Origin of the sequence: Agromyces atrinae, from assembly GCF_013407835.1 — a bacterium.
In the GTDB taxonomy this organism is placed as follows: domain Bacteria; phylum Actinomycetota; class Actinomycetes; order Actinomycetales; family Microbacteriaceae; genus Agromyces; species Agromyces atrinae.
In genome coordinates this window covers 2,276,795-2,292,741 of record NZ_JACCBI010000001.1, presented here as the reverse complement: position 1 = coordinate 2,292,741, position 15,947 = coordinate 2,276,795, and the positions used below count along the sequence as shown (strand labels likewise).

The window sequence follows — 15,947 nt, the reverse complement described above, 5'->3', positions numbered from 1 at the left end:
CCGCGGCGTTTCCCCTGTTCGTCCCCTGTTCGCAATTCAGGTCGGCGCGCGGCGTGTCGCCCCGCCGTCGGGCGACAACAGGGCGCGACACGTGCGCAGACCTGAATTGCGAACAGAATCGAGGGGAAGGCGGGGAGAAGGGATGCCGGAAGGTCTGATGTATCCGACGGATGTCGGAGAAGTGGGACGAGTGTCCGGGCTCAGATCTCGAACGTGACGATGGTGCTGAGGAAGGCCGCGAGCTCGGCCGACATGTCGACGGAGTCGCGGTCGAGCAGCCACTGCACCTGCAGGCCGTCCATCATGGCGACGGTCTGGCTCGCGGCGCTCGAGGGTGTCACGCCGGGGCGCAGCTCGCCGAGCGCCTCGATGCGCGCGAAGTGCGACGCGATGTGCCCGTGGGTCCACTGGTAGCGGTTGACGAAGTAGTCGTGGGCGGGGTGGTCGGGCGACGTGGCCTCGGCCGAGAGCACGCAGTAGAGCTCGACGACGCCCGGGATCGTGGCGTTGTAGCGCGCGAGGGCGACGAGTCCGCGGAGCGCGCGGTGCGGGTCGGTCGAGTCGAGCGGCACGAACTCGTACGAACGCTGGTCGCGCAGGTCGAGCACGGCCGAGAGCAGGGCGCTCTTATTGGGGAAGTGGTGCAGCAGGCCCGCCTCGCTCATGCCGACGTTCTCGGCGACCTCGCGGATCGAGCCCGACCGATACCCCGACTTCGCGAACACCGCGAGCGCGGCGTCGAGGATCGCCGCCTTCTTGAGCCCTGTCTTCGCGTACGTGCCGCGGGCCTTCCCCCGGCCACGTACGGCTTCTGCCTGAGTCATCCGACCTTCTCCCGCCTCGGTGGCACCCACCCTAGCCGCTCGTCGTCGAGCGTCGCGCACCGTGTGACAACACCTTCGCATCACAGCAAACAAAAAGCTAGTGGTCACTCGGGTTTCGTGCTAGCGTCCACTTTCACCAGGCGATCCATCGGAGGATCGCCCCTCTGAAAAGGACCGAAGATGTTCCGATGGAAGGTCACAGCAGCCGTCGCGATCACCGCAGCGCTTGCACTCACAGGCTGCTCGGCTGACAGCAACTCGGGCGGAGACGGCGGTGGCAGCGGCGGAGGCACGCTGACGATCGGCGCGATCACTCCGCCCACGACGTTCGACCCCGCAGGTTCCGAGTGGGGCAACCGCTCGGCGTTCTACCAGGCCGTGTACGACACGCTCCTGCTCGCCACCCCCGAGGGAACGATCGAACCGTTCCTCGCGACCGAGTGGTCGTACAACGAGGACAACACGGTCCTCACCCTCACGCTCCGCGACGACGTGACCTTCACCGACGACTCGAAGCTCACCGCCTCGGTCGTGAAGCTCAACCTCGAGCGCTTCCGCGACGGCACCGGCCCCGACGCCGGCTACCTCGCCGGCACCTCGTTCGAGGCTCCGGATGACACGACCCTCGTCATCACGCTCGACGCGCCGAACCCCGCGCTCCTCAACTACCTCACGCGTGACGCCGGCATCGTCGGCAGCGAGGCCTCGCTCACGAGCCCCGACCTCGCCACGAACCCCGTCGGCAGCGGCCCGTACATCCTCGACACCGCGGCGACCGTCACGGGTACGAGCTACACGTACACGAAGAACCCCGACTACTGGAACCCCGACCTGCAGCACTACGACACGCTGACGATCAACGTCCTCCAGGACGCGACGGCCGGTCTCAACGCGGTCAAGGCCGGTGAGGTCAACGGCCTCAAGCTCGCCAACAACGACAACCTCGCCGAGGTCGAGGGCGCCGGCTGGACGATCAACGCTAACGAGCTCGACTTCCAGGGTCTCCTCCTCCTCGACCGTGCGGGAACGATGAACCCGGCCCTCGCGGATGTCCGTGTGCGCCAGGCGCTCAACTACGCGTTCGACCGTGAGGCGCTGCTGACCGCACTGCAGGGCGGCAACGGAACCGTGACCGGCCAGGTGTTTCCCGCGAGCTCGGCCGCGTACGACCCCGCGCTCGACGACCGCTACGGCTACGACCCCGAGAAGGCCAAGGAACTGCTCGCCGAAGCCGGCTACGCCGATGGCCTCACCATCTCGATGCCGAGCTCCACGGTCCTCGGTGCGACGACCTACACGCTCATCGCGCAGCAGCTCGCCGACATCGGCGTCACGGTCGAGAACACCGACCCGGGCAACAACTTCATCGCCGACCTGCTCGCACCGAAGTTCCCCGCCGCGTTCATGGCCCTCGAGCAGAACCCCGACTGGCAGCTCATCCAGTTCATGATCTCGCCGACGGCGATCTTCAACCCGTTCAAGTACGAGGACCCCACGGTCGACGCGCTCATCGCCGAGATCCAGAACGGTGACGAGGCCACCCAGGAGGCCAAGGCCAAGGAGCTCAACGAGTACATCGTCGAGCAGGCCTGGTTCGCACCGTTCTACCGCGTTCAGGGCAGCTTCGCGACCGACGCGAACACGACCGTCGAGGTCCTCCCGACGAACGCCTTCCCCGCCATCTACGACTTCAAGCCGAAGTCCTAGAACCCCGCTCCGGCCCGTCGCGGATGACCGCGGCGGGCCGGGCCCCATCTCTTTCCCCGCGCAACCCCTTCCTGGAGTTCCCATGCTCGGTTTCGTCGTGAGACGCCTGATCTCAGGCATCGTCCTCATCTTCGTGATCTCCGTGATCGCGTACACCCTCCTCTATCTCGGTGGCGGTGACATCGCCCGCCGCATCCTCGGCCAGGCCGCCACCGCCGAGACCGTCGCGGCCAAGTCGGCCGAGCTGGGCCTCGACCGCCCGCTTCCCGTGCAGTACGTCGACTGGATCACGTCGGCCTTCCAGGGCGACCTCGGCCGCTCGTGGTTCACGGGCCAGCTCGTCGCCGACGGCGTCACGAGCCGCCTCGCGGTCACCCTCTCGATCGTCATCGGCGCGACGCTCATCTCGGCGATCATCTCCGTCATCCTCGGTGTGCTCGCCGCCCGCCGCGGCGGCTGGATCGACGCGGTCGTCCAGTTCATCTCGGTCATCGGCTTCGCGATCCCGAGCTTCCTCATCGCCCTCGCGCTCGTGCTCGTCTTCGCGATCAACCTGCACCTCTTCAAGGCGACCGGGTACATCCCCATCACGACGTCGTTCTCCGGCTGGATCGCCTCGGTGACACTGCCGATCGCGGCCCTCTCGCTCGGCGCCATCGCGACCGTCGCCCAGCAGGTGCGCGGCTCGGTGCTCGACGCCCTCTCGCGCGACTACGTGCGCACCCTCCGCAGCCGCGGCCTCGGTATGAACCGCGTCGTCTACAAGCACGTGCTGCGGAACGCCGGAGGCCCCGCCCTCGCCGTCCTCGCCGTGCAGTTCATCGGCCTCCTCGGCGGCGCCGTCATCATCGAGCAGATCTTCGCGCTCCCCGGTATCGGACAGCTCGCCGTGCAGGCGACGTCCTCGGGCGACATCCCCATCGTCATGGGCGTCGTCATCGCGACGGCGATCATCGTCGTCATCGTCAACCTGCTCATCGACCTCGCGCAGGCTGCGCTCAACCCGAAGGTGAGACTGTCATGACCGCCATCACCCCGAAGCCGTTCGTCGGCGCGGCCCCGTCGGGTCGCACCCGCCTCATCCGTCGCATCATCAAGCGCCCCATCGGCGCCCTCTCGCTCGGGTTCCTCATCGTCGTCGCGCTCATCGCCGTCTTCGGTCCGCTCCTCGCTCCGCAGGACCCGAACCTCGCGTCGCTGCAGAAGATCCTCGCGCCGCCGAGCGCCGACAACCTGCTCGGCGCCGACAGCGCCGGCCGCGACGTGTTCTCCCGACTGCTCGCTGCGACGCAGATCAGCATCGCGGCCGCCCTCGTCGCCCTCGTCGTCGCCATCGTCATCGGCGTCATCGCGGGTCTCATCGCCGGCTACTACAAGGGCTGGTTCGACTCGGTCGCCTCGTGGTTCACGGCGCTCATCATGGCCCTGCCCGGCATCGTCATCCTGCTCGCCGCGCGCGCCGTCCTCGGCCCGTCGGTCTGGCTCGCCATGGCGATCTTCGGAATCCTGCTCTCGCCCGCCTACTTCCGGCTCGTCTACGCGGCGGTGAGCGCGGTGCGTTCCGAGCTCTACGTCGACGCGGCGCGGGTCTCGGGCCTCAGCGACATGCGCATCATCGGCCGCCACATCCTCTCGGTCGTGCGCGCGCCCATCATCATCCAGTCGGCGATCGTCGCCGGTATCGCCATCGCGATCCAGTCGGGCCTCGAGTTCCTCGGTCTCGGCGACCTCTCAGTGCCGACCTGGGGAAGCATGCTGAGCGACGGCTTCACGAACATCTACAAGGCGCCGCTGCTCATGGCGTGGCCGTCGCTCGCGATCGCCCTCACCTGCATCGCCCTGACCCTGCTCGCGAACGTCATGCGTGACGAGCTCGAGCGCACGGTCGTCGTGCGCCGCAAGCGGAAGCGCGCCGTCGCCACCGCGACCGGCTCGATCGCCGCGGTCACCGAGTCGATCGGCGCCGTCGGCTTCGACGACGACCTGATCGTGGGTGTCGACCCGATCCGGCACGAGGATGACGCGCACGCGTCGTCTCGCGTCGGCGACGAAGTACTCCGGGTGCGCGACCTGCGCGTCGCGTACGACAAGGAGGGCGGAAAGTCGATCGAGGTCGTGCACGGCGTCGACCTCGACATCCGCCGCGGCGAGGTGCACGGCCTCATCGGCGAATCGGGTTCGGGCAAGACGCAGACCGCGTTCGCCGTACTCGGCCTGCTACCCCGCGGCGGCCACGTCTCGGGCGGAAGCGTCGAGTACGAGGGCACGCGCCTCGACGAGCTCGGGGAGCGCAAGTACACCGCGATCCGCGGCCGTCGCATCGGGTACATCCCGCAGGAGCCGATGTCGAACCTCGACCCCGCGTTCACGATCGGCAGCCAGCTCGTCGAGCCCCTGCGCGTGAGCCTCGGCCTGTCGAAGAAGGACGCCCGCGAGAAGGCGCTCGCGCTGCTCGAACGCGTCGGCATCCCCGACCCGAAGCGCACGTTCGCCGCCTACCCGCACGAGATCTCGGGCGGTATGGCCCAGCGCGTGCTCATCGCCGGTGCGGTGTCGACCGACCCCGACCTCATCATCGCCGACGAGCCCACGACGGCCCTCGACGTCACGGTGCAGGCCGAGGTGCTCGACCTGCTCCGCGACCTGCAGAACGAGCGCGGCATGGCTCTTCTGCTCGTCACCCACAACTTCGGCGTCGTCGCCGACCTGTGCGACCGCGTCTCGGTCATGCAGTCGGGACTCATCGTCGAGACCGGTCCGGTGCGCTCTATCTTCCAGCACGCCGAACACCCCTACACGAAGTCGTTGCTCGGGGCGATTCTCGACGAGGGCCCCGCACGGCCCCCGCTCGGAACCACCCGGACGGGAGGAAACCGATGACCGCCGCACTCCTCGACGTGAAGGACCTCGAGGTCTCCTACCCCGGGTCGGGATTCCGCGCCCAGCCGTTCCGTGCCCTCAAGGGCGTCTCGATCGACATCAAGCCCGGCGAGACCGTGGGTCTCGTGGGCGAGTCGGGCTCAGGTAAGACGACGCTCGGTCGCGCCGTGCTCGGCCTCGCGCCGGTCACGGGCGGCAGCATCCTCTACCGCGACCGCGAGATCGGTCACCTGAACCGCGCCGAGCGGCGGGAGCTCAGCTCCGAGATCCAGGTCGTCTTCCAGGACCCGTACTCGTCGCTCAACCCGTCGATGACGATCGAGCAGATCCTCATCGAACCGCTCACGGTGCGCGGCGTCTCGGCGGCCGACTCGAAGAAGCGCGTCGGCGACCTGCTCGACCAGGTGCAGCTGCCGACGGATGCCCGTCACCGTCTTCCCCGGGAGTTCTCGGGCGGTCAGCGTCAGCGCATCGCCATCGCGCGGGCCCTGGCGCTCGACCCGAAGCTCATCGTCTGCGACGAACCGGTCTCGGCTCTCGACCTGTCGACCCAGGCGCGCGTGCTCGACCTCTTCATCGACATCCAGGAGCAGACGGGCGTCGCCTACCTCTTCATCTCGCACGACCTCGCCGTGGTGCGGCACATCAGCCACCGCGTCGCGGTCATGTACCACGGCGAGATCGTCGAGTCGGGCGACGGCGACCAGGTCACCGCGCGCCCTCAGCACCCCTACACGCAGCGGCTCTTCATGGCCGCGCCGATCCCCGACCCCGATCGTCAGGGCGAGCGTCGCGCCCTGCGTCGCCGTCTCATCGACGAGCAGGCCGCGGCGACCGGCGCTGCCTGACCCGTTCACTCCGACATCCGCACCTCTCTTAAGGACCACCATGACCCGCTCCTCGGCTGAGCTCCGCGCCCTGCTCGACCAGCTCACCCTCGACGAGAAGGTCGCGCTCATCTCGGGCGCCGACTTCTGGACGACCGTTCCCCTTCCGTCGATCGGGCTGCGGGCGATGGTGCTCTCCGACGGGCCCGCCGGTGTGCGCGGCCCCGTGTGGGACGAGCGCTCGCCGTCGATCAACCTCCCGTCGGCGACGGCGCTCGCCGCCTCGTGGGACACCGACCTCGCCCACCGCTACGGAGCGGTCGCGGCGAGCGAGGCCCGCCGTAAGGGTGTCGACGTCGTGCTCGGCCCGACCATCAACCTGCACCGCTCGCCGCTCGGCGGACGCCACTTCGAGTGCTTCAGCGAGGACCCGTTCCTCTCGGGCGTGCTCGGTGCGGCGTATGTGCGGGGTCTCCAGGACAACGGCGTCGCCGCGACGCCCAAGCACTACGTCGCGAACGACTCCGAGACCGACCGCTTCACCGTCGACGTGCGCGTCGACGAGCGGGCGCTCCGCGAGCTGTACCTGCTGCCGTTCGAGCACACCGTCGAGGCGGGCGCGTGGGCGATCATGAGCTCGTACAACTCGGTCGACGGCGTCACCCTCACCGAGAACGACCTGCTCGAGACGCCGCTCAACTCCGAGTGGGGCTTCGACGGCGTCGTCGTCTCCGACTGGACGGCCGTGCGCAGCCTCGCGTCGGCATCCGCGTCGCAGGACCTCGCGATGCCCGGCCCGGCTCCCGCGTGGAGCGGCGACCTCGTCGAGGCCGTGCGGTCGGGGGATGTCTCTGAGGCCGACGTCGACCGCAAGGCGCTGCGTCTGCTCGCGCTCGCCGACCGCGTGGGTGCGCTCGGCGGCGACGAGCCCGTCGCGCCCGCCCCCGTCGACGGTGTCGCGTTCGCCCGCGAGGCCGCCGCGGCCGGCACCGTGCTGCTCACGAACGACGGAGTGCTTCCGCTCGAGGCATCCAGTCTCGGCCGCGTCGCCGTCATCGGCCACAACGCCCGCGAGGCCCGCACGCAGGGCGGCGGCAGCGCGACCGTGCTCCCCGAGCACGTCGTGAGCCCGCTCGAGGGAATCCGCGCGGCTCTGCCGGGTGTGACCGTCGACTACGCGGTCGGCGCCGTCGTGCAGGAGGGCGTGAGCGAGATCCCGCTCGAGCGCCTCACGAACCCCGTCACGGGCGAGCCCGGCCTCATCGCGCGCTTCGAGGCCGAGGACGGCACCGACCTCTTCTCGGAGGACCGCCGCTCGACGGCACTCGTCTGGTTCGGCGGCGACGCCCCGGTCGCTGCCGCCCACCGCCTCGTGCTGCACACGACGTACACGCCCGACGCGACGGAGAACGTCAAGCTCGGCTTCGCGACGTCGAAGCATGGCCGCGTCTTCGTCGACGGCGAGCTGCTCGTCGACGAGTCGCCCGTCGCCCTGGGCACCGACCTCGGCGCCGCTTTCCTCGCCCCGCCGTCGGCCACGGGCGCGATCGCCGTGACCGCGGGCGTTCCCCTCGACATCCGTGCCGAGTTCGACCTGCGCTCGTCGGGCGACGCCCTGCAGAACGCCTTCGCCGTCACCCTCGGGTTCGCGCCCGACGACTCCGACACCGACGCCCTGCTCGCCGACGCCGTCACCGCGGCGACCGGGGCGGATGTCGCGATCGTCGTCGTCGGCACGAACTCGCGCGTCGAGTCGGAGGGTTACGACCGTTCGTCGCTCGACCTCCCCGGCCGTCAGGGCGAGCTCGTGCGCGCTGTCGTCGCCGCGAACCCCAACACCATCGTGATCGTCAACGCCGGTTCGCCCGTCGCGCTGCCGTGGGTCGACGCTCCTCGTGCCATCGTGCTCGGCTACTTCGGCGGCCAGCAGATGGGGTCGGCCGTCGCCGACGTGCTCTTCGGAGCCGTCGAGCCGGGCGGTCGCCTCACGACCACGTGGGCCGCCGAGCTCGACGACGTGCCCGTCGTCGACGTCACCCCGACCGACGGTGTGCTCCGCTACGAGGAGGGCATCCACATCGGCTACCGCGCGTGGCTCCGCGGTGACATCGCCCCGCTCTTCCCCTTCGGACACGGTCTCGGCTACACGACGTGGTCGATCGACGAGGCCGCCGTGCACGGTTCGATCGCCGCGGGCGACGCACGCTTCGTCGGAACCGCGACGAACACGGGCGACCGTGCCGGCAAGCACGTCGTGCAGGTCTACGCCGAGCGCACCGATTCGGCGATCGAACGCCCCGAGCGCTGGCTCGTCGGCTTCGCCGTCGTGCGTGCCGGAGCGGGCGAGACCGTCGAGTGGGAGGTCGCGCTGCCGAAGCGCGCCTTCGCCCACTGGGCCGACGGCTGGCAGTACGAGGAGGGCACCTTCACCCTCTTCGCCGGCTCGTCGGTCGTCGACCTCGCCCGCACCGCGAGCATCGACGTCTGAGGTTCGCGATGACGACACCGACATCCGCTCGCATCGGCCGGCTCCGCGCGGAACTCCGCGACGACAGTGCGCTCGTCGCGACCCCGACGCCGCGTCTCACCTGGACCGTCGTCTCCGACGAGCCCGGCTGGACGCAGGCTGCGGTTGAACTCCGCTCGGGCGACGCGGTCGTGCGTCTCGACGGGGCCGACTCCGTGCTCGTCGACTGGCCCTTCGCCCCGCTCGAGGCGAGCGAGGTGCGCGAGATCGCGGTGCGTGCGTTCTCGGTCGACGGTCGCGAGACCGCGTGGAGCGCTCCCGTCGCCGTCGAGGCGGGCTTCCTCGCCGACGGCGCGTGGGTCGCCCGGCCCATCGGTCTCGCGAATCCTCAGCGCCCCGCGCAGCCCGTGCTGCTGCGACGCTCCTTCACGGTCGACCGGCCCGTCGCGAGCGCGCGCTTCTCCTGGACAGCGCTCGGCGTCGCCGAGCCCGAGGTCAACGGCATGCCGATCGACGACAGCGTGCTCTCGCCGGGGTGGACGAGCTACCGCGACCGCCTCGTGCACGAGAGCGTCGACGTCACCGACCTCGTCGTGCAGGGCGAGAACGTCGTCGGCGCGACCCTCGCCGGCGCCTGGTACACCGAGAAGTACGGCTTCTTCGCCTTCGCGGAGCGCGTCTACGGCGACCAACCCGCCTTCCTCGGCCAGCTCGTCATCGACTACGCCGACGGGTCGAGCGAGACGATCGCGACGGATGACGCGTGGAGCGCCACCGGCGACTTCGACGTCGTCGACAGCGGCATCTACGCGGGCGAGCACCAGGACGCGCGCCGCGCCGTCGAGGGCTGGAGCCGCGCAGGAACACTGCACGGCACGTGGACGCCCGCCGCCGTGCTGCCGATCGAGACCCCCGTGCCCGAGGCCCGCGTCGCGCCGCCCGTACGCCGCATCGACGAACTGTCGGTCGTGGAGGTGCTCGCCTCGCCCTCCGGCGGCACGATCCTCGACTTCGGACAGAACCTCGTCGGCCGGCTGCGCCTCCGCGTGACCGGGCCTCGGGGTACACGGCTCACCCTCCGTCACGCCGAGGTGCTCGACGAGGGCGAACTCGCGCTCCGGCCCCTCCGCAATGCGGCCTCGACCGACGTGTTCGAGCTCGCGGGCGACGGCGAGGAGGTGCTCGAGGCGCGCTTCACGTTCCACGGGTTCCGCTACGCCGAGATCGAGGGCTGGCCGGGAGCGTTCGACGCGTCATCCGTCACCGCCGTCGTTCTGCACACCGACATGACCCGCACCGGCTGGTTCTCGTCGTCGCACCACCAGCTCGACCGCCTGCACGAGAACGTCGTGTGGGGCATGCGCGGCAACTTCCTCTCGATCCCGACCGACTGCCCGCAGCGCGACGAGCGCCTCGGCTGGACGGGCGACCTGCAGGTGTTCAGCCCCACCGCGTCGTTCCTCTACGACTGCGCGGGCTTCCTCGAGTCGTGGCTGCGCGACCTCGCGCTCGAGCAGACGCACACCGACGGCAACGTGCCGATGGTCGTGCCGTCCGTGCTGCCGGGCTTCGCGGGCCCCGGTGCCGTCGCCGCGTGGGGTGACGCCGCGACCGTCGTGCCGTGGGTCATGCACGAACGCTTCGGCGACCGCGGCATCCTCGCCGCCCAGTACCCGAGCATGCGCTCGTGGGTCGACGCCGTCTTGCGCGTCTCGACCGACGGGCTCTGGTCGAACACCTTCCAGCTCGGCGACTGGCTCGACCCGGCCGCACCGCCCGACAAGCCCGGCGACGCGAAGGTCGACTCCGACATCGTCGCGAGCGCGTACCTCGCGCGATCGCTGCGCATCGTCGCCGACACAGCGGCCCTCCTCGGCGAGACGGCCGATGCCGCGCACTACGGCGAGCTCGCCGAGACGAGCCGTGCGGCCTTCGCCGCCGAGTACGTCACGCCCGCGGGCCGCATGATGTCGGACGCACCGACCGCGTACGCGCTCGCCCTGCGCTTCGACCTCGTGACGGATGCCGCCCAGCGCGCAGCCCTCACGAAGCGCCTCGCCGAGCTCGTGCGCAGCGGCGGCTACCGCATCGGCACGGGATTCGTCGGAACCCCGCTCGTGACCGACGCGCTCGCCGACGGCGGATACCTCGACGCGGCCGCGCGCCTGCTGCTGCAGACCGAGAATCCGTCGTGGCTGTACCCCGTGACGATGGGCGCGACGACCGTCTGGGAGCGCTGGGACAGCCTGCTCGAAGACGGCTCGGTGAACCCCGGCGAGATGACGTCGTTCAACCACTACGCGCTCGGAGCCGTCGCCGACTGGCTGCACCGCACGGTCGCCGGGCTCGCGCCCGACGCGCCGGGCTACCGCCGCCTCCGCATCGCGCCCCGGCCGCTGACGGAGCTCGACCACGCCGAGGCGACGCACGAGACGCCGTACGGACTCGCGTCGGTCGCGTGGCGCCGTGACGGGTCGACCATCGCCGTGACGGCGACCGTGCCCGCGAACACGACGGCCGTCGTTTCGCTCCCGGGCCTGCCCGAGACGATCATCGGCGCCGGCACCCACGAGTGGTTCATCGAGGATGTCGCGAGCGAGGCGCCGCGCGGCCCCTACGGACTCGACTCGACGACCGCCGCGATCATCGACGACCCGCGCGCCTACCGTGCGCTCCTCGACGCCGTCGCCGTGCACGACGCAGCGAAGGCCGACACGGTGCGTCGCGAGACGGTCTGGGCCGAGAGCCGCACCGTGCGCCAGTCGCTCATGTTCACCCCGCCCGATCTGCTCGCCGACGTCGAGGCCGCCCTCGCCGCCGTCGACCCCGCCTGACCGCTCACCCCGAGGAGACCCCGATGTTCGACCGCAGCTCCACCTTCGGAGAGACCCTCGACAGCCCTGCCGGGCGCGCGGTGCTCGAGACCTACCTGCCGGGAGTCGCGGCGTCGCCCATGGCGGTGCAGTTCCGCACGGCGCGTCTCGGTCAACTGAGTGCGATCGTGCCGACGCTCCGCGACGACCCCGAGACGGCCGAACGATTCTGGGCGGCCCTCGCCGAAGTGGGCGACGGCGTCGATGCGCGACCGCCGTACGCCCCCGCCGTCGAGGCCGACCCGGCGTATGAGAGCGACGACGTCGAGCGCGGCTCGGCGACCGTCATCCTGCCCGGTTCGACCCCGCGCTGGGGTGTCGTCGAAGTGAGCTTCGACGGCCCGTCGCACGGCAATCCGTACGTCGACGTCGAGCTCTCGGCTCGGTTCAGGAAGGGCGACCGAGAGCTCGTCGTGGGCGGCTTCTACGACGGGGACGGCACGTACCGCGTGCGGCTCCTCGCCGAAGAGGAGGGGGAGTGGGCGTTCGAGACGACCTCGACCGCGCGCTCGCTCGACGGCATCACGGGTGTCGTGCAGGTCGGCGCGCCCGCCGCCGGTGCGCACGGGCCGGTCGGAGTCGACGGATTCCACTTCACCCACGCCGACGGCACACGGCACCGGCCGCTCGGCACGACCGCCTATGCGTGGACCCACCAGCCGGCCGAACTGCAGGAGCAGACGCTCCAGACCCTCGCCGCCGCGCCCTTCACGAAGATGCGCATGTGCCTCTTCCCCAAGTCGTACCTCTACAACGCGAACGAACCCGAGCGCTTCCCGTTCGTCGGCTCGCTCGCCGACGGCTTCGACCTCGAACGCTTCGACCCCGAGTACTGGGCGAACCTCGAGCAGCGCATCGATGAGCTCGGCGCCCTCGGCATCGAGGCCGACCTCATCCTCTTCCACGCCTACGACCGCTGGGGCTTCGCCGATCTCGGGCCCGCCGTCGACGAGCGCTACCTCCGCTACGCCGTGCGCCGCCTCGCGGCCTTCGCGAACGTGTGGTGGTCGATGGCGAACGAGTACGACCTGCTGTGGGCGAAGGTGACGGATGACTGGGAGCGACTCGCCGCGGTCGTCGGCGAGGAGGACCCGCACGGGCACCTCAACTCGATCCACAACTGCCACGGGTTCTACGACTACTCGAAGCCGTGGATCACGCACGTGAGCGTGCAGCGCGTCGACGTGTACCGCACCTCGGAGAACACCGACGAGTGGCGCGAGCGCTGGGGCAAGCCGGTCGTCATCGACGAGTGCGCCTACGAGGGCGACATCGACCAGGGCTGGGGCAACATCACCGGCGAGGAGATGACGCGCCGCTTCTGGGAGGGCGCGATCCGCGGCGGCTACGTCGGCCACGGCGAGACGTACCTCAACGACGCCGAACAGCTCTGGTGGTCGAAGGGCGGCGTGCTCGAGGGGTCGAGCCCCGAGCGCATCGCGTTCCTCGAGCGCATCTCGGCCGAGTCGCCCACGGGCGTGCTCGACCCGCTGCCGTCCGACTGGGACGTGCCGTGGGGCGGCGTCGCCGGCGAGTACGTCATCGGATACTTCGGCTTCAACCGCCCGCGCTTCCGCAACGTCGTGCTGCCCGAGGGCCGCTTCGCCGTCGACGTGCTCGACACATGGAACTGCACCGTCGAGACCCTGCCCGACGTGCACGAGGGCACCGTGCGCGTCGATCTCCCCGGTCGTCAGTTCATGGCGGTGCGCCTCCGTCGCGTCTGAGGTTTCCTGTGCACGGATGCTGCGGATTGGCGTGACACGCCGCCCGTGGCGTCCGCCGCGCCGGTGGACGCCTCGTTTCGCAGCATCCGTGATCGCTCGGCGTCGCGTACGTGCCGACCGATAAGGAGATCCGGCCCGACGCGCCGCTCGCCGTCATCCGCCGCGCCGTGCGCGAGCCGATTTCTCCTTATCCGCCGCAGTGCGGAGAGGGCCCAGCGGAGGACGGGGAGGGGCGGATGACGCAAGGGATGACGATCAGAGGCGGATGACGGTGCGGGGCGTCACCGCCCGCGTCAGAGCAGGCCGGTCGAGACCGCGAGGTCGTCGAAGGCGATGAGGGCCGCGGGGTCGACACCCTCGTGGCGCCAGCGACTGACCGGAGCGAACGCGAGACCCGAGCGGTGCGCCACGAGCAGCTTCGCGGAGTTCGGGTATGCCGGGCCGACGACCTTCTCGGCGACCGTCAAGAGTCGCTGGGCCTCGTCGAGGCGCGCGTCATCCGCTCCGCTCGCGACCCGCGCCGCGAGGTCGGGGTAGGCGTTGACGGCCCAGCCCGAGACGCCGGCGCCGCCCGCGGCGATGACCTGCTGCGTGATCCCGGGCGCGGCGGCGAACACCTCGAGAGGCGTGCCGGATGCCGCGGCGACGCGCTCGGCGATGACGTCGATGCGACCGGTGGTCTCCTTGAAGAAACCGAAACGCCCACTCTCGGCGAGGCGCGCGACGGATGCCGTCGAGAGCGTGCGCGCGAACGGCAACGGACACTCGTAGATGCCGAAGTCGATCTCGGGGGCGAGGTGCGCGATGTCGAGCGCGATGTCGGTGGCGTCGGTCTCGGGTACGCCGGCCGGTGCGAGGAGCGGCGTGACGAGCACGACCTGATCGACTCCCGATTTGGCGAGGCGCTGAGCGGCATCCGCTTGCTCGCGCGCCGTGCCCGTCGTGATCGACGCGGCGACGACGGGAACCCGGCCGGCGGCGCGGGCCACGACGCGGCGCGCGACCTCGATGCGCTCCGCCTCGGTGAGCTCGTACATCTCGCCCGAGAGCGCGACGGGGAAGAGCCCCGCCGACCCCTGCTCGATGAGCCAGTCGGTGTATCCGTCGAGCGTGTCGAGGTCGATGCTGCGGTCGTCGTGGAACGGCGTGAGCATGACGGGCCAGGCGCCGTGCGGGGTGTTCATGTGACTCCTTCGTCGTGATGCGGTGTGCGCGGATGCTGCAGTCCGGCCCGACACGCCGGCGGTCGGGGTGCGACACGCGGGTGGCGGGCCGAACCGCAGCATCCGTGAACGGGTGCGGCGGGGGATGCCGCGGGCGGGGTTACTTCGCGGCCACCGGCTTCTTCGCGCGGGGTGCACGGGGCTTCGCGGGAAGGGCCTCCGCGGCATCCGTCGCCACCTTCGCGATCGGCGTGAGGCGAGCGAGCTGCGTGACGTGCTGCGGGCCGAGCTCGTCGAGCGTCGAGACGCCGAGGAGGCGCATCGTGCGCGTGATCTGCTCGCCGACGATGTCGATCATGCGGTCGACGCCCTCGCGTCCGCCGGCCATGAGGCCGTAGAGGTAGGCGCGGCCGAGCAGGGCGAAGTCGGCGCCGAGGGCGACGGATGCCACGATGTCGGCACCCGACATGATGCCCGTGTCGATGTGCACCTCCATGTCACGGCCGACCTCGCGCGAGACATCCGGAAGCAGGTGGAAGGGGATGGGCGCGCGGTCGAGCTGGCGGCCCCCGTGGTTCGAGAGCGTGATGCCGTCGATGCCCATCGAGGCGAGGCGCTTCGCGTCGTCGAGGTTCTGCACACCCTTGACGACGACCTTGCCGGGCCACTGGTCGCGGATCCAGGCGAGGTCGTCGAAGTCGACGGTCGGGTCGAACATCGTGTCGAGCAGCTCGCCGACGGTGCCCGACCACTTCGAGAGCGACGCGAACGCGAGGGGCTCGGTCGTGAGGAAGTCGATCCACCACCACGGGCGCGGGATGGCGTTGACGACGGTGCCGAGCGAGAGCTGCGGCGGGATCGAGAAGCCGTTGCGCTTGTCGCGGAGGCGCGCGCCCGCGACGGGCACGTCGACCGTCACGAGGAGCGTGTCGAACCCGGCCTTCGCGGCGCGGTCGACGAGCGCCATCGAACGCTCGCGGTCCTTCCACATGTAGAGCTGGAACCAGTTGCGACCCGTCGGGTTCGCGGCCTTGACGTCCTCGATCGACGTCGTGCCCATGGTCGAGAGCGAGAAGGGGATGCCGGCGGCTCCCGCAGCGCCCGCACCGGCGATCTCGCCCTCGGTCTGCATCATGCGCGTGAAGCCCGTCGGCGCGATTCCGAACGGCATCGACACGGGAGCACCGAGGATCTCGCGGCTCGTGTCGACCTTCGACACGTCGCGGAGGATCGACGGGTGAAACTCGATGTCCTCGAACGCCTGGCGTGCGCGGGCGAGCGACAGCTCGGCCTCTGCCGCTCCCTCGGTGTAGTCGAAGGCGGCCTTCGGCGTGCGGCGCTGCGCGATGTCGCGCAGGTCGTACACGGTGAGCGCGCCATCGAGGCGTCGCTTCTTGCCGTTGAGCTCGGGCTTCTTGAACTGCATCAGGGGGATGAGGTCGCGAGGGTTCGGAATCTGGCGCTTGACCATGGGGGCCT

At 70.3% G+C, this 15,947-nt stretch carries 10 protein-coding genes; 7 read left to right on the top strand and 3 right to left on the bottom strand.

The features are described from left to right. Positions 1-200 precede the first annotated feature (200 nt). Positions 201-824: a TetR/AcrR family transcriptional regulator gene (locus tag BJ972_RS10665; protein ID WP_129172460.1), complete on the bottom strand. Its 624-nt coding sequence runs from the start codon at positions 822-824 to the stop codon at positions 201-203. Positions 825-1,004: 180 nt separating this feature from the next. On the opposite strand from BJ972_RS10665, the gene BJ972_RS10660 reads away from it, so the two are divergent. The 7 genes from BJ972_RS10660 to BJ972_RS10630 all read left to right on the top strand — a co-directional run bounded on the left by BJ972_RS10660 (position 1,005) and on the right by BJ972_RS10630 (position 13,305). Beyond that, complete coding sequence (locus BJ972_RS10660) at positions 1,005-2,531, top strand: ABC transporter substrate-binding protein (protein ID WP_129172461.1); 1,527 nt, start codon at positions 1,005-1,007, stop codon at positions 2,529-2,531. Positions 2,532-2,613: 82 nt separating this feature from the next. Then, the gene (locus tag BJ972_RS10655; RefSeq protein WP_129172462.1) at positions 2,614-3,555 is read left to right on the top strand and encodes an ABC transporter permease; all 942 of its coding nucleotides are present in this window, start codon (positions 2,614-2,616) and stop codon (positions 3,553-3,555) included. Next, complete coding sequence (locus BJ972_RS10650) at positions 3,552-5,411, top strand: dipeptide/oligopeptide/nickel ABC transporter permease/ATP-binding protein (RefSeq protein ID WP_129172463.1); 1,860 nt, start codon at positions 3,552-3,554, stop codon at positions 5,409-5,411. The genes BJ972_RS10655 and BJ972_RS10650 overlap by 4 nt, the downstream gene beginning before the upstream one ends. Next, positions 5,408-6,259 (top strand): ATP-binding cassette domain-containing protein, encoded by an 852-nt coding sequence (locus tag BJ972_RS10645; protein ID WP_129172464.1) that lies wholly within the window; start codon positions 5,408-5,410, stop codon positions 6,257-6,259. The genes BJ972_RS10650 and BJ972_RS10645 overlap by 4 nt, the downstream gene beginning before the upstream one ends. Before the next feature lie 40 nt (positions 6,260-6,299). Further along, a complete protein-coding gene (locus BJ972_RS10640) occupies positions 6,300-8,726 on the top strand; it encodes a beta-glucosidase family protein (RefSeq protein WP_129172465.1) in 2,427 nt (808 codons plus the stop codon). 8 nt (positions 8,727-8,734) lie between these two features. Further along, positions 8,735-11,539, top strand: a complete 2,805-nt coding sequence (locus tag BJ972_RS10635) for a family 78 glycoside hydrolase catalytic domain (RefSeq protein ID WP_129172466.1) — start codon at positions 8,735-8,737, stop codon at positions 11,537-11,539. A 23-nt stretch (positions 11,540-11,562) separates the two neighbouring features. Beyond that, positions 11,563-13,305, top strand: a complete 1,743-nt coding sequence (locus BJ972_RS10630; protein WP_129172467.1) for a DUF5605 domain-containing protein — start codon at positions 11,563-11,565, stop codon at positions 13,303-13,305. 293 nt (positions 13,306-13,598) lie between these two features. Here the strand turns inward: BJ972_RS10630 and BJ972_RS10625 are convergent, their stop codons facing one another. Then, positions 13,599-14,489 carry a dihydrodipicolinate synthase family protein gene (locus BJ972_RS10625; protein ID WP_164989864.1) on the bottom strand — a complete coding sequence of 297 codons (891 nt, stop codon included), beginning with the start codon at positions 14,487-14,489 and terminating at the stop codon, positions 13,599-13,601. A 139-nt stretch (positions 14,490-14,628) separates the two neighbouring features. Next, a complete protein-coding gene (locus BJ972_RS10620; protein ID WP_129172469.1) occupies positions 14,629-15,939 on the bottom strand; it encodes an alpha-hydroxy acid oxidase in 1,311 nt (436 codons plus the stop codon). Positions 15,940-15,947 lie beyond the last annotated feature (8 nt).